General features: G+C 62.1%; 17 protein-coding genes and 1 pseudogene. 11 read left to right on the forward strand and 7 right to left on the reverse strand.

What is annotated here, in order from left to right:
- Positions 1-734: 734 nt before the first annotated feature.
- Complete coding sequence (locus WS68_RS00245; protein ID WP_082709721.1) at positions 735-1,964, reverse strand: dicarboxylate/amino acid:cation symporter; 1,230 nt, start codon at positions 1,962-1,964, stop codon at positions 735-737.
- Positions 1,954-2,616, reverse strand: a complete 663-nt coding sequence (locus WS68_RS00250; RefSeq protein ID WP_059568940.1) for a GntR family transcriptional regulator — start codon at positions 2,614-2,616, stop codon at positions 1,954-1,956. The genes WS68_RS00245 and WS68_RS00250 overlap by 11 nt, the downstream gene beginning before the upstream one ends.
- A 160-nt stretch (positions 2,617-2,776) precedes the next feature.
- Here WS68_RS00250 and WS68_RS00255 point away from each other — a divergent pair, with 160 nt between their 5' ends.
- The 6 genes from WS68_RS00255 (at position 2,777) to WS68_RS00280 (ending at position 9,046) form a co-directional block, all read left to right on the forward strand.
- Positions 2,777-3,265, forward strand: coding sequence for a GNAT family N-acetyltransferase (locus WS68_RS00255; protein WP_059568942.1), 489 nt, complete (start codon positions 2,777-2,779; stop codon positions 3,263-3,265).
- 237 nt (positions 3,266-3,502) lie between these two features.
- Complete coding sequence (locus WS68_RS00260) at positions 3,503-4,273, forward strand: MetQ/NlpA family ABC transporter substrate-binding protein (protein WP_231752916.1); 771 nt, start codon at positions 3,503-3,505, stop codon at positions 4,271-4,273.
- Between the two features lie 14 nt (positions 4,274-4,287).
- Positions 4,288-5,682, forward strand: a complete 1,395-nt coding sequence (locus tag WS68_RS00265) for an LLM class flavin-dependent oxidoreductase (RefSeq protein ID WP_059568907.1) — start codon at positions 4,288-4,290, stop codon at positions 5,680-5,682.
- 20 nt (positions 5,683-5,702) lie between these two features.
- The gene (locus WS68_RS00270; protein WP_059568908.1) at positions 5,703-6,893 is read left to right on the forward strand and encodes a methionine ABC transporter ATP-binding protein; all 1,191 of its coding nucleotides are present in this window, start codon (positions 5,703-5,705) and stop codon (positions 6,891-6,893) included.
- On the forward strand, positions 6,886-7,542 hold the full coding sequence (locus WS68_RS00275; protein WP_059568909.1) for a methionine ABC transporter permease: 657 nt from the start codon (positions 6,886-6,888) through the stop codon (positions 7,540-7,542). The genes WS68_RS00270 and WS68_RS00275 overlap by 8 nt, the downstream gene beginning before the upstream one ends.
- 301 nt (positions 7,543-7,843) lie before the next feature.
- The gene (locus WS68_RS00280) at positions 7,844-9,046 is read left to right on the forward strand and encodes an acyl-CoA dehydrogenase family protein (RefSeq protein WP_059568910.1); all 1,203 of its coding nucleotides are present in this window, start codon (positions 7,844-7,846) and stop codon (positions 9,044-9,046) included.
- 149 nt (positions 9,047-9,195) lie between these two features.
- On the opposite strand, the gene WS68_RS00285 is transcribed toward WS68_RS00280, so the two are convergent.
- Together WS68_RS00285 and WS68_RS00290 are read right to left on the reverse strand one after the other, a co-directional pair.
- Positions 9,196-9,939: a hypothetical protein gene (locus WS68_RS00285; protein WP_059568911.1), complete on the reverse strand. Its 744-nt coding sequence runs from the start codon at positions 9,937-9,939 to the stop codon at positions 9,196-9,198.
- Positions 9,940-10,175: 236 nt separating this feature from the next.
- Complete coding sequence (locus WS68_RS00290) at positions 10,176-10,745, reverse strand: hypothetical protein (RefSeq protein WP_059568912.1); 570 nt, start codon at positions 10,743-10,745, stop codon at positions 10,176-10,178.
- Positions 10,746-11,080: 335 nt separating this feature from the next.
- Here WS68_RS00290 and WS68_RS00295 point away from each other — a divergent pair, with 335 nt between their 5' ends.
- The 3 genes from WS68_RS00295 to WS68_RS00305 all read left to right on the forward strand — a co-directional run bounded on the left by WS68_RS00295 (position 11,081) and on the right by WS68_RS00305 (position 12,726).
- Complete coding sequence (locus WS68_RS00295) at positions 11,081-11,680, forward strand: TetR/AcrR family transcriptional regulator (protein WP_082709723.1); 600 nt, start codon at positions 11,081-11,083, stop codon at positions 11,678-11,680.
- A 181-nt stretch (positions 11,681-11,861) separates the two neighbouring features.
- Complete coding sequence (locus tag WS68_RS00300; protein WP_059568914.1) at positions 11,862-12,050, forward strand: hypothetical protein; 189 nt, start codon at positions 11,862-11,864, stop codon at positions 12,048-12,050.
- A 238-nt stretch (positions 12,051-12,288) separates the two neighbouring features.
- Positions 12,289-12,726: a DoxX family protein gene (locus tag WS68_RS00305; RefSeq protein WP_059568915.1), complete on the forward strand. Its 438-nt coding sequence runs from the start codon at positions 12,289-12,291 to the stop codon at positions 12,724-12,726.
- A 40-nt stretch (positions 12,727-12,766) separates the two neighbouring features.
- Here WS68_RS00305 and WS68_RS29490 read toward each other — a convergent pair.
- Positions 12,767-12,940: pseudogene (locus tag WS68_RS29490) on the reverse strand (iron ABC transporter permease); the annotation flags it as partial.
- 56 nt (positions 12,941-12,996) lie between these two features.
- Positions 12,997-14,463: a carbohydrate porin gene (locus tag WS68_RS00310; RefSeq protein WP_059568916.1), complete on the reverse strand. Its 1,467-nt coding sequence runs from the start codon at positions 14,461-14,463 to the stop codon at positions 12,997-12,999.
- A gap of 616 nt (positions 14,464-15,079) precedes the next feature.
- On the opposite strand from WS68_RS00310, the gene WS68_RS00315 reads away from it, so the two are divergent.
- A complete protein-coding gene (locus WS68_RS00315) occupies positions 15,080-16,468 on the forward strand; it encodes a protein kinase (RefSeq protein WP_082709724.1) in 1,389 nt (462 codons plus the stop codon).
- 49 nt (positions 16,469-16,517) lie between these two features.
- On the opposite strand, the gene WS68_RS00320 is transcribed toward WS68_RS00315, so the two are convergent.
- On the reverse strand, positions 16,518-16,916 hold the full coding sequence (locus WS68_RS00320) for a hypothetical protein (protein ID WP_059568918.1): 399 nt from the start codon (positions 16,914-16,916) through the stop codon (positions 16,518-16,520).
- 310 nt (positions 16,917-17,226) lie between these two features.
- Here WS68_RS00320 and WS68_RS00325 point away from each other — a divergent pair, with 310 nt between their 5' ends.
- Complete coding sequence (locus WS68_RS00325; protein ID WP_197419504.1) at positions 17,227-18,258, forward strand: DUF4917 family protein; 1,032 nt, start codon at positions 17,227-17,229, stop codon at positions 18,256-18,258.
- Positions 18,259-18,299 lie beyond the last annotated feature (41 nt).

Here is an 18,299-nt window from a genome sequence, read left to right on the forward strand (position 1 = left end):
AGTTGCAGGCCAATCAGTTGACGGGCGCGCAGGCCGTCTCGACGGTCAATTTGATTCGCGCGTTGGGCGGCGGGTGGAGTGAACCGGCTAAGATCGGCGCCGACGGCGTGAAGCAGCCGCAGGTAGCGGCACGCTGAACCCGTAACGACGGGGCGCGTTCAGCCGATATCGAATACGCCAGGCGCGGCGCGCGATGATGGGTTTTGCCATCGCGCGCCCGAAGCAAAGATAAAAGCGCGGCAAACGTAGCTGGAAACCGCGATCCTCGGATTGGCGAGCGGGGAAGTGCGGCAGAGGAAGGCGGCAGTTTCGTCGAAGACAAAACCGTCGAGCGGAGAGCCTGATCGCCGCTACCTGCAGAACCGGGGCCGATTCAGCCCGGCTCGGGTAGGGACGATCGAATAAAAAAAGCAGTCCCCGCGTGGGGCACGGAGACTGCTTAACCGTCTGCATCCGAGGGCCAAAAAACTTCGCAGACGGGATTGCAACCGCGCGAGCGATGCTTGAATGTACGATTGCCGCAGCCGTTGAACCTGCGCGACACATGCATCTATCAAGCAATGACGGCAACGCTCGCAAGAATTTCACCACCTGAGCCGTGCCCGGCAAACTTGCGCCGGGCACGGCTCATTTCAGGCATTTCACGCATCCTGTAACGCGCTGCATCTTGTCGAAGCGGTTTTGATCCGCATACGATATCTTGCTGCAGTATGCACCGTTTTGTACAGCTTAGTTCATGCGCGTGATGCGTGCGCCGTATCGGAAAGTACGGATGTTTCGCCGGCCACACGGCTCGCAAGCGTCGTGGCGGCCGTGCTTGCATAGACGTTCAGCGCCGTTCTGCCCATATCGAAGAACGCGTCGACGCCGAGAATCAGCAACACCGCGTCGGCCGGAAGCCCGATTGCCGCCAGGATCGCCGTGATCGCGACGATCGCGCCCGACGGGACGTTCGCCGCACCGTCGATCGTGATGATCGTCAGGACTGCGATCGTGATCATCAGCGGCCAGCTCCATGCGAGATGATACGCGTCGGCGAGGTAGCAGACCGCGAGCACGGTATAGAGCACCGCGCCGTCCCGGTTGAAGATATAGGACAGCGGCAATACGGTCGATGCGACCGCCGGGGGCACGCCCATTTCCGTCAGCTTTTTCAAATGCACCGGAAACGTGATTTCGGACGAGCGCGTCGTAAACGCCAGAATCAATGGTTCGCTGACCTGACGGATTACGGCGCGCGGCGACCGTCCGCCGAGCTTGATGACGGCCGTGAGCCCGATCGCGAGCAGCGCCATTCCCAAATACGCGATGCCGAGCAGCTTCGCGAGCGGCGCCATCGCTGAGAGCCCTTTCGATGCGAGCAGCCCGGCGATCGCGGCGAAGATAGCGATCGGCGATAACGACACGACCCATTCCGTCAGCTTGAAGAATGCGGCGAGCATCGATTCACAGACGGCGACGAACGGTCCCGCGCGATCTTCGACGGCTGCGAGCGCGGAGCCGAGCAGCACGCCGAACACGAGCACCGGCAGCGAGTTGCCGGCCGCGAGCGCGCCGACGATATTTTGCGGGATCAGATCGGTCAGGAACTTCATCCAGTCGATGCCGGAGGCGAGATTTGCCGGCATCGACGCCGTTTGCGCGAGGCTTGCGCCCAGGCCGGGCCTGAACGCCGCGTTGAGCGCGACGCCCAGCGCGGCGGCGAGTGCCGTCATCGCGATGAAGAACACGAGGCTGAGCGCGGTGGTTCGGCCGAGCCGGCCGCGCTGCGTACCCGCGCGAAACGCGCCGAGCGTCACCGACAGCAGGATCAACGGCAGCACGACCATCTTGATTGCATGGCCGAACAGCGTCGAGAGAAACGAGAGATCCTTGCTGGCGGCCGGTGCGAGCAGGCCGAAAACGGCGCCGAGCACAAGGCCCAGGATCATTTGCAGCGGCAGCGGAACGATTTTACTGGGCATTGTTGTCGTTTTGAGCGCGTATCAGTCGGATTCTATCTGGCGTGCCGTCGATCACGTGTTGCCACATCAGGCGCCGAGCGGCTTCGGCATCGCGTGCATGGATGGCGATGTAGATCTCCAGATGCTCGCGCGTGCCGCGCCGCACGGTTGTCGAATCGTCGCGCGGCAGTTCGTTGAGCGCATGGGTTTGTGCGCGCAGCAGGCGGTAAGTCCACCACAGCCGGTCGTTGCGTGCGGCCTTGAAGATCTCGTCGTGAAAGACCCAGCCGACCTTCTGCTCGGTCATGATATCGGTGTTGTTTTCGTCGATGAAGCGCCGCATCTGTTCGGATGCGCGCGTCATTCGCTCGGTCGGCCCGTTCTGTGCGGCGAGATACGTGGCCGTGCTTTCGAGCGCGAGACGGAATTCGTAAATTTCGCGAAGATCGTCGCGCGTCGGCTCGTTGATGTACGTGCCGCTCTTATCGATGATATTGACGAGCCCCTCCGACGCGAGCAATTGCAACGCACTGCGTACCGGCATTTGGCCGACGCCAAGTTCGTGCGCGAGACCGCGGTGGGAGATTTTCTGCCCCGGCGAGAGCCGGCCGTCGAATATTCTCGACCGGATTGCATCGTAGGCGCTGCCCGTATCAGAAGAAATTTTCTCCATCATCATTATCTGTGATCGCAGTTTATATGGTTGGATTCAAAACGCGAGCTACATGGAGTTAGATTAGCTGTATCCTCAGAAGTGAACAACAACTATTTTTTTGCGGACAAAACCTTTTGCCGAATTAAAATGAGCGCGTTCTATTTTTTAGATGTTGCTGATGTCCGCTGACCTATCTCGCCATTCTCTCGCCGCAGTATCCGCCGAATCGGTATGGCCGCTCAGGGCCAAGGTTCTTTTGGATGGGGACGAGAACGCGAGCCGCTTCGCCGCCGATAGCGACAAGGCGACGTTGCATCTTGCAATCAGCGTGTCCGATGAAATTGTCGCGGTTTCGACGATCTGCCGCGAAGCTTTCCACGACATTGGCGCAGACCGTGCATGGCGGCTGCGGGGCGTGGCAGTCGAGCCCGCCTGGCAAGGGCACGGTTTCGGCAAACGCTTGATGAACGCATGCATCGATCATGTTCGCCGGAATGACGGCAAGGTCGTCTGGTGTACCGCTCGTGAATCCGCACGCGGGTTTTATGAATCGCTCGGTTTTGTTGCGTCGGAACAATCGCTGATGATCGCGGCGCGGCCGGATATGGCGTTTTACGAAATGCGCTTGCTGTTGCCCGCGGCCGGGCACATCGACGCCGACCGATAGACTTTTTTCCGCCTTCTATATCGTCTGCCGCGATTTACTTTGCGAAATCGCTTCGTAGACCGTCCCCGCATGCGGTTCTATTATCGACCGCAGTTCATCTCCGCATGAAGCCGCCGCACCGGCGCGCGTTCCCCGGCACCGTTCGTTTGCGATTCCCGAAAGAGAGCACTCCATACCATGCTGTTTTGCCCTTCATTTGCGCGTGCTGCCCGGCGCGCTTCGCGTGTTTTCGCGGCTATGTTCGCGACCGTCGTGTTTGCCGCACCGCTTGCGCATGGCGAGGCCGCGGCGCTGAAAGTCGGCACCGCGACGAGCCCGCAGATCGAGGCGCTGAAGATCGCCGCGCGGGAAGCGAAAGCGCAGGGGCTCGACGTGAAAATCATCGAATTCACCGATTGGAATACACCGAACGCCGCGCTCGCGAACGGGGACATCGACGTCAATTACTTCCAGCACATCCCATTTCTCGAGAATGCGAAGAAGCAAGGCGGCTATGACTTCGTCGCGATCGCGCCGGGCACGATCATGAAAATCGGCCTCTATTCGAAGAAAGTCAAAAGCTTCGATCAGCTAAAGGATGGTGCGGCGGTTGCGATTGCGAACGATCCCGTCAACGGCGGGCGCGGCCTGTTGCTGCTGCAACGCGCGGGTCTTATCAAGCTGACGCCGGGCGTTGATTATCGTGCAACGACGCGCGATATCGTTTCTAATCCGAAACATCTGAAAATTGTTCAGCTCGAGGCGTCGCAGCTTGCGCGCTCGCTTGACGACGTCGATCTCGCGCAAGGCTATCCGAGCTTCATCAAACTCGCGGGCACCGCCGATCCGAACAGCGCACTATTGTTCGACGGCCTGGAGAACAAACTGTTTGCGCTCCAGTGGGTCGTGCGGGCGCAGAGTGTCAACGATCCGCGCATCCGCAAGTTCATCTCCATCTATCAACATTCGCAAGCAGTCCGCAAGGCACTCGACAATGCATTCGGCACGCTATACGCGATTGCGTGGTGACGCTGGAGCGTGCAATGACGAAGAAAATTCTGCTGAACGCGTTCAATATGAATTGCGTCGGCCATATCAATCACGGCTTGTGGACGCATCCCCGCGACCGCTCCGCGCACTATACCGATCTCGATTACTGGGCCGATCTCGCGCGCACGCTCGAGCGGGGTAAGTTCGACGGGATCTTTCTTGCGGATATCGTTGGTGTGTACGACGTGTACGGAGGCAGCCCCGATATTTCGTTGCGCGAATCGATCCAGGTGCCTGTCAATGATCCGATGCTGCTTGTGCCGGCGATGGCGCAGGTCACGCAACATCTCGGCTTCGGCGTGACCGCGAATCTCACTTATGAGCCGCCGTACCTGTTCGCGCGGCGCATGTCGACACTCGATCATCTGACGAAAGGGCGCGTCGGCTGGAACATTGTCACCGGCTATCTCGACAGCGCCGCGCGCGGGATGGGGCTCGCGAAGCAGATCGGGCACGACGATCGTTATGCACGCGCCGACGACTACATGGATGTCGTCTATAAGCTATGGGAGCAGAGCTGGGACGACGATGCGGTGATCCGCGATGCGCGCGCGCGCGTGTTCGCGCGGCCGGACAAGGTGCGGCGTGTGCGTCACGACGGACCGTACTATTCGATCGACGCGATCCATCTGAGCGAGCCGTCGTTGCAGCGCACGCCGGTGCTGTATCAGGCGGGCGCGTCGGCGCGCGGCGTCGAGTTTGCCGCAAAGCATGCCGAATGCGTATTCGTGAACGGGCAGAGCAAGGCCACCGCGCGCTCGGCCGTGGCAGACATTCGCGCGGCAGCCGAGCGAATCGGCCGGGACCCGGCATCGATCAAGATCTTCGCGGGGATTTCCGTCGTCACGGCCGAGAACGAGCGGCTCGCCCGCGAGAAATTGGATGATTATCGACGCTATGCGAATCCGGAAGCGGGGCTCGCGCATTTCGCCAGTTCGACCGGCATCGATTTTGCGCGCTACGGCCTCGATGAGCCGATCGCGCATATGAAGACCGATTCGATTCAATCGGCGCTCGACGCGATCTCGAAGAAGAGCGCCACAGGGGCGTGGACCGTGCGGCGCATGCTCGATCAAATGTCGATCGGCGGACGCTATCACCCGGTCGTCGGCTCGCCATCGCAGGTTGCGGACGAACTGGCTGCATGGATCGACGAAACGGGTATCGACGGCTTTAATCTGACGCGCACGGTGATGCCCGAATCGTTCGAGGATTTCGTCAATTGGGTTGTGCCGGAGCTGCAGAATCGCGGACTGTATAAAGAGGACTACGACGCTTCGGTGCCGACGCTGCGCGGCAAGCTGTTCGGCTCGGGTGCACGGCTGCCGGACTGGCATGCGGGTGCACGGCATCGACCCGGCCGCGCGTATGCGGCCGAAAGAGCGTAACGCACCCAGGAGGTGAGCCGATGCCACAACTGATCGATTCGCTAGGCTTCATCGAACGCTCGGCGGCTGGGCGATACGATGCGGCCGCCGATGTGGCGCCTGCCACAGTGGGGGCGGGCACGTTGCTGCCGGGTGCGGCCGTGTCGTTCGAACACGCGAGCAAAGTATTCCAGGGCGCGCGAGGGCCGGCGGCGGCGCTGCGCGACGTCACGCTCGAGGTCGCGCGAGGCAGCGTGTTCGGGGTGATTGGCCGAAGCGGGGCGGGTAAATCGACGCTGCTGCGTCTGGTCAACGGCCTCGAGCGGCCGTCGTCGGGTGCGGTGCGCGTGAACGGCATCGATGTCGGCGCGCTCAACGAGCGCGGGCTCGTCGCGTTGCGGCGCCGGATTGGCATGGTGTTTCAGCACTTCAACTTGTTGTCCGCGAAAACAGTTGCCGAGAACATCGGATTGCCGCTGAAGATCGCAGGCGTGCCGAAGGTGCAGCGGGCGCGCAAGGTCGATGCGCTGCTCGACCTGGTCGGCCTCGCGGCGAAGCGCGACGCTTATCCGGCGAGCCTGTCGGGCGGCCAGAAGCAGCGCGTGGGGATTGCGCGCGCGCTCGTGCATGATCCGGATCTGCTGTTGTGCGATGAGGCGACGTCCGCGCTCGATCCCGAGACCACGCAGTCGATTCTCGCGCTGCTGGCAAGCATCAATCGCCGGCTCGGGCTTACGATCGTGTTGATCACGCACGAGATGGAAGTGATTCGCGCGGTGTGCGACACGGTCGCGGTGATCGAGCACGGCGAACTGGTTGAGACGGGGCCGGTATGGCGCGTGTTCGGTGATCCTCAACATGGCGCGACGCACGCGCTGCTGCGCACGGTCGTACACGATCTGCCGGCCGATCTTGCCGCGCGCGTGCGTCCGCTCGCGCTTGGTGCGGCGCTGCCGCAGGGCGCGCAGCTTCTGTTCGACGTCCGTTACACGGGCGCGGACGGCGGCGAGCCGGATCTCGGCGCACTGACTAGCGCACTGGCCGCCGGCGCGCAACAGGCCGTGCGTTTCGTGCATGGCGGGCTCGATCGGATTCAGGGGCGCGCGCAAGGACGGCTCGTGATCGCCGCATCGCTGGCCGCGCATGGTGCGGTGGGGCCGGAGCGGATCGCGGCCGCGTTGGCCTGTGCACGGCGACATGCGAGCCGCGTGGAGGTGCTGGGCTATGTCTGAACTTTGGTTTCCTGAGCTTGGAGATGCGATTCGCGACACGCTCTGGATGGTCGGAGCCTCGGCATTTGTCGCCGTGCTGATTGGCGTGCCGCTCGCGCTCGTGCTGGTCACAAGCGCGCCGGGTGGTATCTACGAGCGGCGTGCGTTGAACGCAGCGCTCGGTTCGCTTGTCAACGCATTCCGTTCAACTCCGTTCATCATCCTGCTCGTTGCGCTGCTGCCTTTCACGCGTTGGGTGATCGGCACGACGATCGGTGTTTGGGCGGCGATCGTCCCCTTGTCGATCGCGGCAATTCCTTTTTTCGCGCGGATTGCCGAAGTGAGCCTGCGCGAAGTCGACAAAGGGCTGGTCGAGGCCGCGCAGGCGATGGGCGCCGAGCGGCGCCATATCGTTTGGCACGTATTGTTGCCGGAAGCGTTGCCGGGGATCGTCGGCGGCTTCACGATCACGGTCGTCGCGCTGATCGGCTCGACGGCGATGGCGGGCGCGGTTGGTGCGGGTGGGCTCGGCGATTTGGCGATCCGCTATGGCTATCAGCGTTTCGATACGACCGTGATGACAACGGTAATCGTCATCTTGATCGCGCTTGTCACCGTTGTGCAATTCACGGGCGACCGGATCGTGCGGCGGCTGACCACGCGCAGGTGAGTGCGAGGCCAAGTGGAGACGTTGCGTGCCGCCGGCGTTTGCGAGGATGCGTAGGGCCAAGTTGGGCGACACTGGAGAGATCCCGAAAAAGCTCACCATCGGGGAGGGTGGATTGCATCGAACCCGCGAGAATGGCCGCGGGTTCGCGCCAGCTCCAGCCTGCCGGATGTATCCGGATTCGGCCGTGTGCGCATCGTGCGTCGCATGGCGCAGCAGGTAGCAGGTTCGCGCCGCCGTGCCGTTCGTTGGCGCTGCGTTTCGTAACAGGCGACAGCCTGTTCCTTACCACGGAAACTTCCGTATGAATGACCCAAGAATTCTGCCCGCCCTTTCCACCGGAACGCAAACCGCGCCGCGCACGGTGGCCGAATTGGCCGGCATGCTGCGCGCAAGCGCGCCCGAACGCGATCGCGCAGGCGGCCATGCGGCGCGCGAAAAGCGCTGGATTGCCGATGCAGGTTTGCTCACGCTCGCGGTGCCGCGCGAATTCGGTGGTCAGGAGGCCGAATGGCCGCTGATCTATCAAACGATTCGTGCGCTCGCGCGCGCGGACAGCGCGCTTGCCCACCTGCTCGGCTTTCAATATCTGCAGACCGTCAGCGTCGATGTCTGGGGCAATGCCGCACAGCGCGAGCGCTATTTGCGCGGCACGGTCGAACAGAACTGGTGGTGGGGCAATGCGGTCAATCCTCTCGATACGCGGCTTGCCGCGCGCGCAGCGGGCGACGGCGGCTATTGGCTCGATGGCGTCAAAGGCTTTTGCTCCGGCACGCGCGGCTCGCAGCGGATGACGGTGTCCGCGCACGATCCGGCAACGGGCAAGCCGATTTTCGCGGTCGTGCCGACCGATCGGGACGGAATTGTGGTGCACGACGATTGGGATCCGATCGGCCAGCGGCAGACCGATAGCGGCAGTGTGTCGTTCGAGCGGGTGCGGGTCGAGCCGCAAGAAGTGTTGCATCGCTCCGAAATGCCGCCGACGCCGCGTGCGACGTTGCGCACGCTCATATCGCAACTCGTGTTGACGAATCTTTTCGTCGGCATCGCGCAGGGCGCGCTTGCCGAGGCGCGCGATTACGTGCAGCGGGCCGGCCGGCCGTGGGTGCAGTCCGGTGTGGAAAGAGCGGTCGATGATCCTTACACGCTGCAGCGTTTTGGCGATATGCGGGTGCAGGCGGTGAGCGCCGAAGTATTGGCTGATCGCGCTGCGCAGGCATTACAGGCCGCATGGGCGCTCAAGGATGCATTGACGGCCGAAGGCCGCGCGCAAACGGCGTTGGCGATATCGGAGGCGAAGATCGTCGCCCAGCGTGCCGCGCTCGAGGTCGGCGAGGCTTTGTTCGATGCGTGCGGCGCGCGCGCGAGCGCCGCGTCACTTGCGTTCGATCGTTTCTGGCGCAATGCGCGCACGCATACGTTGCATGATCCGCTCGACTACCGGCTGCGCGACGTCGGTCGTTATGCGTTGACGGGGGCGCTGCCGGAGGCCTCGCTTTATACGTGAGCGTAACCGTAATCAAGGCCGGTGAGCCACGTGCCGTGGTTCGAGGCAAGCGGGCTGGGGCAGCGTGCCGACGCGTCAGGTACGCGCCTGTGCGCTGTCCTGCCGGAGCGGGTGCCCGGCTCGACGCCAGCTGACGTATGGGCTCGGGGTCATTCGCTCGAGCGGCTCGTGACGAAGCGCGATGCGAACGCTTCGAACGCATCGATGTCCGCGCCCGGTATGGAGGCCGGTGTGTCGTTTGGGCTGGCGTTGCTCATCTGAACCGGTTGGCAGTCGATCAGATGCCGTGCACTCGGAAACTTAGACATCCTGGGCATGCGGTAGCGCAGCCTGAACAGCCTGGGCAGCACGCCGGGCGGTTTGCGCAGATCGTCGATCTTCTGTACCGTCGCATCGAACCAGAAACGTGACCACGCCGCTTGCTTGTCGCTGCGCGGCGCGGCGATGAACTCCGCCAGCACGAGCAGGATGTATGGAATGTCGCGCTGCGCGAGTGTCGGCCATGCCCACAGCTTCAATACGTCCGCATGCTCGATCGTGTGCGTGAAGCGCGCGATACCGAAAGCCGAGGCTGTTTGCCGGATCGTGTGCAGATGCCGTTGCCACGACTGGAGAAAGGTTTCGCGCTGGCGCCGGCCGCGCTCGTCGAGCGGCGGGCCGACCTGGGCGGCAAGCGGGTTCGGCAGCGTGACATTGACGAGCGGGCAGCGCGCATGGTTGCCGGTCAGGTGCGCGAAGCGGCGTGTGTGTGAACGGCCGCGCAATTGCACGATGTAGACTGCCTCCAGGCAGAGCGGACAGCGCGCCCACCCATACGGGACAGGATCCATCCGACAGAAATCGTCGATATGGATCAAGCGATCCTCGACCGGGTGCAGCGCATATTCGAGCATCGGCCGTGCTTTCATATCGGTGCCGGTTGGGTCGGTTGGGTCGGTTGGGCCGGTGCGCGGCGCGGCGCATCAACGCCCGCGCCGCCGATCGGCCGCGACGATCAACTCAACGAGTCAACGGGATCGACCAAGGTCGGTAGTATCCCTAATCAGACACGCGCTATATGACAGCTTGATGTGCATGTTCTGACGTTTCGTTTTCGCGGCATGGCGCACCGCCGGCGGATGCCGCCCATTCAGCGATCGGCGCCGAGCGACGCGCGCAGCGCATCCATGAGCCGCTGATAACGCGCTCGGATTTCGTCGCACGATGCGATGTTCGTGCTCGAGAATCGCTCGGACCATGCGGGCTGCCACGGATGTGCGCCGTGGCTGATCCGGTCGCCGTCGGCGCTCGTGATCGTCGATTTGATCCGCGCGTCGCGGCCCGCGCCGGAATGCGTGTCGAACAGCGCGTCGAGGTAGGCTTGATACGCGCGGTAGACGTCGTCGCCAAACAGATGACGGTAGACGTGGACCGTTTGATCCAGTTCGCGCTTCGTGCGGATCACTTCGTCGGGCGTGATGTCTTTCCACGGGCCGACCCACGTGTAGAAACATAGCAGGCGATTGAGGCGCGGCGCGATAGTATCGTAGATCGCGAGCCGTTTTTCGATCAGCTTTTGATTCGTCCACTGAACGAATTCGAGCTGTTTGAGCCGGCGGCTGATGAACCAGCCGAGCGCGGTGACGGACAACGGCGTCAGGATCTCGACGCCCAGCTTGAGGACTTCCAGCGAATTCCATGGATTGTCCGGTGGCGGCATGCGTGCTCCTGGTCGAAAGGCCCACTATAGTCGATTCGGATTGACCGTTGCGCTGCGGTTTTTAGGGCGGCTGAGTCTTGCGCATCTTCTGCGCCTTTAGCGATCAGCGGGCCGTGGCGCCCGCCATGTTTGAGGCCGCGGGCTCACGTGCGTCTGCTGTTCAAGGGTCCTTTGCGGCAAGTGGACGCGCCCGCCCATCGTAAGATCGACTGTTCAATCGATCGATATAGCTGTCTGGACGTTAAATCTGCTGGCCGAAAAGTTAACTGTCGGATTGTGTCGGCTGCGCGCGCGTATGGGAAAATCCCGAGCCGTGCCTTTTTTATGGTTCCACCATGCTGACCCGTGCCCGTACACCCGCTAGGAAGAGAGCCTCGCGCGGCACGCTCGGCAAGGAAGACTGGATTGCCGCCGCGACCGATCTGCTGATCGATGGGAGTGTGGAGGCGATACGGGTCGAATCCTTGGCCAAGCGGCTGCGCATTACCACCGGCAGCTTCTACTACCATTTCAAGGATCGTGACGACCTGCTGATACAAGTGCTCGAGAATTGGCGCGAATGGGCGACTGCCCAGACCATTCGTCAACTGCAAATGGGGCAAGCCGATCCTTGCCGGGTCATCGAGAACATGCTCGAATTGCCGTTTCATGGTTTGTCCGCGCGGCGTGCATCGATGATCGAACTTTCGGTGCGGGTTTGGGCGAGGCAGGACGAAAACGTTCAGCGCGTCGTCGACGATGTCGACAAACAGCGCTTGGCTTACGCGCAGCGGTGTTTCATGGCATTGGGATTGACGCCGTCGAAGGCGCGAGGCAAGGCATTCGCAACGTACAGTTATTTGATTTCACAGTCGATGCTGTGGCATATCGGCGACGCGGCATACAAGAAAAAGATGCGCGAGTATATGCGTGAGGTCCTGCTCGGTGACATTTGACGGCCGAACCCGAGAGGGCGGGCGCGACGCTGTCTGTTGCGAGACGATGAGAAACTTGTCGAGATGAGCAACGGCGGCATCTGCCGCACCTCGCGCGAGGGCGAGTATCAGTTGATCGAGGCCGGGCAGCTCACGTTCGCAAATCAAGTCGAACAATTCGCACCCGCTGAAGCAGGGCAACATGATCGTGATGGCGCGCAATCCGTTCGAGGCTGCGCCGAGCGCCCAGCCGCGTCACGGCTTTGATGCATGCAACCGGCACATTGACCTGAAGAATTTCGAATTCACCGGCGATCGCTGGCTGGCTGCGCTGTTCGTGAACATCGCGCGGCGCGAGTACGAGCAGCCGCTTCTTTTTGCCATGCGTTGACCCATCGGCGGCAGAGCTTGCCGAGCCACGTCCGCCAGCGTGCACGATACCCGGCGCATTTTAGCGTGAGCGCGAATGTAACGCGTTGATATGAAAGGGGTTTGGCTCCGGGTGCAAAGTTTTGCTACAACCTTTTGCTTGGAGTGGCCGCCAAGACCTCCTATTCTGGCGCATTTACGAGATAACGGGTCGCCACGCCAGTGCGCGGCTGCATCGATTGGCTACGAGGAGGTCACGCATGACGCGTTCCGTCGATTCCGGCGTCATTTTTGTCGCGCGGTTGTTGCTTGCGTTGCTGTTTCTATGGGGCGGCGCGACGAAACTCCTGGGCTATGGCGAGTTCGCTGGTTATCTGCGGGGGCTTGGCGTGCCGTATGGGCAGATCGTTGCGCCTGCGGTCGTCGTGCTCGAGGGGCTGTCCGGGCTGCTGCTCGTCGTGGGTTACAGGGTGAAGCCGCTGGCGCTGGTACTGGCGTTCTACACGATTGCGACCGCGTTGGTTGCGCACAATTTCTGGGATGCGACCGATCCTGCGCTGCAACACGACATGGTCATCCACTTCTGGAAGAACGTCGCGATTGCCGGCGGCTTCCTGCTGCTGTTCGTGACGGGCGCGGGCGTTGCGAGTATCGACGGCTTGCGGCGGCCGCCGTCGCCCTATGGCCATTTGAGGTAATGCGCCGGATCTGGGAGGCGGGCGGTTGAAGATGGGCGGCGAGCGTGCGCAAGCGTTCCTCGAGTGCGGGATCGAGGCCGCGCAGCGCTGCTGCAACCGGCAGGTAGACGAGCGGAAAATGCGATGACACGAGCACGATCAGCGCGCCGAGAAAATCCTGTAGATCGAGGCTGATCAATATCCGCGCGTAGCTGGTGACGAACGTCGGCCTCGCGCGCCGCCGCATCAAGCGTCAATCTTCAAATCGGAAAATAGCCGGCGCACTCGCGCTTAGAACGCGATGTTGGTGCGCAGCCCGACGACGAACGTGTTGCGCAGCGGCTGCGCGGGATCGGCCGGGTTCTGGCCCGCGCCCGCGTTGAATGTGTATTGCGCATCCGCCTGCAATTGCCACCACGGCGTGAGCTGATACTGATACGTCGCCTCGAGCGCCGTTTCGCTCGTGCGCCCGCCGTAAGGGCCGCCGGTGAAGCGCCGGAAATCCTGATCGAGCGCGTTCGCATGCGAGCCGACCTTGATATACGTGACCGCGAGCCCGACGCTGTCGTTATCGTGGCCTTCGAACGGCGCTTTCAGCACGATGCCCGCGTTCGCGGCCACGCTGACGAGGTTGCGCTCACCGGGCGCGGCCATCACGCGCGCGAATACGCCGAGGCTTTTCGCGCCGGTCGGATCGGGGCGCCATACCATCTGGTCGGCGACTACGTAGACGCTGTAATTGCCGTGATGCGAGCGCGCGACGCCTGTCGATGCCGGGTCCGCGAGCGACAGGCCAGTGTTGTCGGTTTGCTGGTCGGCGAAGCGGCCGTTGTGATACCAAACCCCGAGCTTGTACGTGCCCGGCAGCCCGCTCGGCTTGCCGGTATCCATTTCGCCGTCGGCCGGCTGGTTCAGCGCATATTGCAACTCGCCGATGAACAGCGTGCCGTTGCGCAGGTTGAAGTTCGTGCCGCTCAGGTTGTTCGGGTTGTTGCCGAGCGGATCGCCGTCGAACACGCCCGCGAGCGCGGTGAGCGACGGCGTGATCTTGCCGCGCAAGCGCACGCCGAGCGCCGACAGCGGATACGCGGGGCCGCCGTTGAGCATGTCGTATGACGGCAGCGCAGGCCAGCCGAACATCGTGTTGACGAACGTTTGCGCGTACTGGCTGACGATGAATTCCTGATCGAGACTTTGCTGGCCGATCCTCACGTCGACGCGCTGGTCGAGAAACGATTGCTGATACCACAGCTCCCAGAGGCGCGTCGTGTCCTGCGCCTCGATGCCGCTCGCGGTATTCAGTGTGCCGAGGTTGGACTGGCTGAGGTTGCGGCCGTGAATCTGCAGCGCGCTCGCGTTGAACGTGCCGCCGGGCAGGCCGAACGCCTTTTGCGTATCCACGGTGAAGGTCGCGGTCGTGAGGCCGTCGTAGGTCCCGCCGCGGTTCAGGCCGCCACGCAGGTTCACCAGATATTCGCTGGTTTCCTGCAGGCCCAGGGTGATCCCGTATTTGCCGAGCCACGGGCGCAGCCCGCCGATGTCGCCGAGCAGCGTCTGGCGCATCCATACGCCTGTCCATTGCGTCGCCGGCTTCGCGCTGATCGCCTGATCGGCCTCGGGCGCTTCGGGCTGCGCGTCCGGCGACGCGGCGGCAAACGCGGCCGAGCTGAACAGCCATGCGCACGCGACGGTCGCGCGGCGAGCGGTTGAGCGGGGGCGATGGTGCGTGAAGCGCCCGGCGGGCAACACGAATAGCATGACGTTTCTTCCTCTTTGTCCTCTTGATCGTGCGAGCGGAGCGCGGCCGCGCGATGCGCGGCGCAGGACTGGCAACACACGGAAAACGGCCGTGGTGCGCGCGCATCGTATGCATGGCCGATATTGATGTCAATACAAATGAGAATGATTCTCGTATAAGTTACGTTCGGCAATGTGATTTCTTACGAGTCAAATTCTTGCTGGTCGAAAACGAAAGGCAAATGCAATGCGCCGAGTAAGGAAGGGGGGATTCTGCGAGGCGGGATGACGCGCGCGACGAAGCAAGCGCGGCCGGTTCAGCGGTGACGCGAATCGTCTCGAATGCGGTGCTAGCTGTGCCGCCATGCGCCGCGCGCCACGGCGGCACCGGGGCACCGGGGCGGATGCCGGCCCGCGCCGATGCTCGCCGGCCGGGCGCGCATCCGGTCTGCGGATGGCGCTGCGATGTTGCCCGCCCGTCGCCGCGATTCGGCGGCGAGCGGGTGCTCTGAGGCCGCTTCAGGCGCCGGCCATGGCAGTACTTGAGAAAATGAGCGGTTGGTTGTCCGAAAGTGATCCCAGTAGAATCGGCGCGATGGGTTTAACCCGCGTTGGCAACCGAATACGGCTTTTCACTGTGATCACCACTCTCGAGCAACTGCAGGCTGGGCAACTGTCGGGCACGAGGCGGCTCAAGCTCGCTTGCGGCCTTACCGAATTTCCGCGCGAGATATTTGGTCTTGCCGACACGCTGGAGATCCTTGATCTATCCGGCAATGCCCTGTCGGCCCTGCCCGACGATCTGCCCCGGCTGCGCAAATTGCGCATCCTTTTTGCGTCCGACAATCAGTTCACGGCGTTGCCCGACGTACTCGGTGCGTGCACGCAGTTGAGCATGATCGGATTCAAGGCGAATCGCATCCGCGAAGTTTCTGGCCGAGCGCTTGCGCGCCAGCTTCGCTGGCTGATCCTCACGGACAACGAACTGGAAGCGCTGCCGGCGGAAATCGGCCACTGCGCGTTGCTGCAGAAATTGATGCTCGCAGGTAACCGGTTGCGCGAATTACCGGACGAAATGTCCGCGTGCGCGCGGCTCGAACTTGTGCGCCTGTCGGCTAACCGGCTAAACGCACTGCCTGAATGGCTGATGCGCTTGCCGCGTCTCGCGTGGCTCGCGTATGCGGGCAATCCGCTTGGCCAGACGCTGGAAACGGCGGTCTCGCGCGATGCGTCGATTGCCGATATCGATTGGAATGCGCTAGCGCTGGAGCAGAAGCTGGGTGAAGGCGCGTCGGGCGTCATTTACCGGGCGACGCTGCTACATGGCGGCGGCCCCGCGCCGCGGCCGGTCGCGGTCAAGCTCTTCAAGGGCGCGGTGACGAGTGACGGCCTGCCGGCTTGCGAAATGGCCGCTTGCATGCGCGCCGGCAGTCATCCGCATCTGATTCCGGTGATCGGCAAGGTAAAAGGCCACCCGGCCGATGCGCACGGCTTGGTGATGGAGCTGATCGATCCGGCGTTCGCCAATCTTGCCGCGCCGCCGAGCCTGGAATCCTGCACGCGCGATCTCTATGCGGCCGACATGCGATTCGATCCGGCCACGGTGTTCGAGATCGCGCATGGCATCGCTTCGGCCGCTTGCCATCTGCATCGGCGAGGCATCATGCATGGCGACTTGTATGCGCACAACATCCTGCATGGCGGCGCGGGGCGTGCGCTATTGGGCGACTTCGGCGCGGCGTCTTTTTATGACGCCGATGACCGGGAACTCGGGCTTGCGCTGCAACGGTTGGAGGTTCGGGCATTCGGCTGTCTGCTTGAGGAACTGATCGAGCGGTGCGATGCCGCCCATGCGTGCGACATGGGCGAACTCGGCGCACTCGCTGCAGCGTGCGTGAACGAAGACGCGCAGCGCCGGCCACCGTTCGATGCGATCGTGCGCGCGTTGCTGGGTGGGAAGAATGCGCGGTTGCCGGCGCGCGGCAACGGCCGCGCTGACGCAGCCGTGCGCGCGCAGCCGCGATGAAGTAACGGCGCGATGGCGTTTGCTTGGCCGCACTTACTTCGATTTCATCTCATTTCTCGCACTGCACGTCCTGTTTGCGCACAGCGATGATCGCCGGGTAGGTGCCATGGTCGAGATCGACACGCGCGACCACGGCGAGCGTGTCGTTGTCGATCACGTCGTACACGCTGACGCGTTCGCGCCGAAAGGTCGTGATGCCGGTGCAGGCCGACGCGCGGCCTTCGTCGGAAACCCGGCATTGGAGCGGATTGTCCGCCAGGTAGCGATATTGATCCCTGAAGCGGCTCGCGAAGTATTCGTGCACGCTTCGCGCGGCGCCGCCGACGCCAGTGACATAACCAATCGCGCACGGCAGCTCGGCGGTGTTGTCGCCGGAAGTATCGGCCAGCGCGGCTGCGCTGGTGGTTGCGATGGCGGTGGCGAATATCGAAACGAGGAAAGATTTCATGACGCAATTACGGTTGTCGTGGCGCAGTGCTGGATTGTAGGGGATCTGGCGGATCGACGAGAGCCGCATTGGGCGAGACCGGGCGCTTGCCGCGGTTCGTCGGTGGGCTTGCGGCACACCATATCGGCATTGCTTGCCGGCGTCGGATCAAGCATCAATACTGGCGCTGTATTCAAACAGACGGCTATTTTTGTCGAATGAACGATTCGACCGGATTGAATAAGCCGCACACATCAGCGTGAGTTATGATCCATTTTGCTTGAGCAATGAGCGGAGCCGGGCTCGGGATCTGCGGTGAAATGTTCTATGTTTGCGTCCAATCATTTTGCATGCGATGAAAAATAAAATATACGAATGGGCCGATATCCGTGACGATTTCAAGGAAATTTTGATCGTCGGGAATGGGGGAAGCATTGCCGTTCATGAGGGGTTTCGTTATTCGTCGCTATTCGAGGCGGCAAAAAAACATGGGTATATATCGGAAGGCGTGCGTGATGTATTTAATCATTTCGAAACGGACGATTTCGAATTTGTGCTCAGGCGTCTTTGGCATGCGAAGCTCGTCAGCGATGCGCTCAAATTGGAGAGTGAAAGAATATCGGAGGCTTATGAACTCGTTCGCGGCGCACTGATCAAGACGATCGCGCATGTGCATGTCGCTTACGAGGATGCCGAACCTCATCTCAGCGTCATAGCGCGCTTCCTGTCCGGCTTCCGGACTGTCGCGTCGTTGAATTACGATCTAATCGTATATTGGGCTGCGATGGTCGGAAATGACGAGATCGCCGGGCATCAATTCAAGGATGGCTTTGTAGAACTCGATGGCACTGCGTTCACGTCGAAGTGGCGGCGCTTGCAAGCGCCGCGCGGCGGGCGGAATCCAACGATGTTCTTTTATCCGCATGGAAATCTCGTTTTGAGCAGGCGATCGCGCGACGAGGAACGGAAGATTCGCGCCCGAGTCGGGAAAGATCTTCTCAGTTCGATATTGACCGCATGGGAGACGGGGCAGGGCACGCCTCTTTTCGTTTGCGAAGGCGTAAGCGAGCACAAGGAGCGCGCCATTTCCGCTTCGGTCTATCTCCAACAAGTATTCCGCGAAGTGCTACATCAGCCGGGGGCCGTGGTGGCCATTTACGGCTGGAGTATGAATAAGCAAGAGGAACACATCATCAGGCAACTGGACGCGTGCAAGCCGGCCAGGGTCGCGATTTCGGTGCGCAACGGCAATCAACGCTACATGCAACACGCGTATGGGATCTTCTCGAAAATGGGCGTGGCCGATATTCGATTTTTTGATTCAGCCAGCGCCGGCGCGTGGAATGTTCCCGAGAAATCCTAGGGTAACGATGGCCGGGCGTGCTCGGCGGGTGTGCTGTGCCG

This window comes from Burkholderia sp. TSV86 (assembly GCF_001522865.1).
Classification (GTDB): Bacteria; Pseudomonadota; Gammaproteobacteria; order Burkholderiales; family Burkholderiaceae; genus Burkholderia.

Excerpts from the sequence above, each read along its gene's own strand:
- WS68_RS00245 (WP_082709721.1), bottom strand. The coding sequence starts at position 1,964 with ATGCCCAGTAAAATCGTTCCGCTGCCGCTGCAAATGATCCTGGGCCTT.
- WS68_RS00250 (WP_059568940.1), bottom strand. The coding sequence starts at position 2,616 with ATGGAGAAAATTTCTTCTGATACGGGCAGCGCCTACGATGCAATCCGG.
- WS68_RS00255 (WP_059568942.1), top strand. The coding sequence starts at position 2,777 with ATGTCCGCTGACCTATCTCGCCATTCTCTCGCCGCAGTATCCGCCGAA.
- WS68_RS00260 (WP_231752916.1), top strand. The coding sequence starts at position 3,503 with ATGTTCGCGACCGTCGTGTTTGCCGCACCGCTTGCGCATGGCGAGGCC.
- WS68_RS00265 (WP_059568907.1), top strand. The coding sequence starts at position 4,288 with ATGACGAAGAAAATTCTGCTGAACGCGTTCAATATGAATTGCGTCGGC.
- WS68_RS00270 (WP_059568908.1), top strand. The coding sequence starts at position 5,703 with ATGCCACAACTGATCGATTCGCTAGGCTTCATCGAACGCTCGGCGGCT.
- WS68_RS00275 (WP_059568909.1), top strand. The coding sequence starts at position 6,886 with ATGTCTGAACTTTGGTTTCCTGAGCTTGGAGATGCGATTCGCGACACG.
- WS68_RS00280 (WP_059568910.1), top strand. The coding sequence starts at position 7,844 with ATGAATGACCCAAGAATTCTGCCCGCCCTTTCCACCGGAACGCAAACC.
- WS68_RS00285 (WP_059568911.1), bottom strand. The coding sequence starts at position 9,939 with ATGCTCGAATATGCGCTGCACCCGGTCGAGGATCGCTTGATCCATATC.
- WS68_RS00290 (WP_059568912.1), bottom strand. The coding sequence starts at position 10,745 with ATGCCGCCACCGGACAATCCATGGAATTCGCTGGAAGTCCTCAAGCTG.
- WS68_RS00295 (WP_082709723.1), top strand. The coding sequence starts at position 11,081 with ATGCTGACCCGTGCCCGTACACCCGCTAGGAAGAGAGCCTCGCGCGGC.
- WS68_RS00300 (WP_059568914.1), top strand. The coding sequence starts at position 11,862 with ATGATCGTGATGGCGCGCAATCCGTTCGAGGCTGCGCCGAGCGCCCAG.
- WS68_RS00305 (WP_059568915.1), top strand. The coding sequence starts at position 12,289 with ATGACGCGTTCCGTCGATTCCGGCGTCATTTTTGTCGCGCGGTTGTTG.
- WS68_RS00310 (WP_059568916.1), bottom strand. The coding sequence starts at position 14,463 with ATGCTATTCGTGTTGCCCGCCGGGCGCTTCACGCACCATCGCCCCCGC.
- WS68_RS00320 (WP_059568918.1), bottom strand. The coding sequence starts at position 16,916 with ATGAAATCTTTCCTCGTTTCGATATTCGCCACCGCCATCGCAACCACC.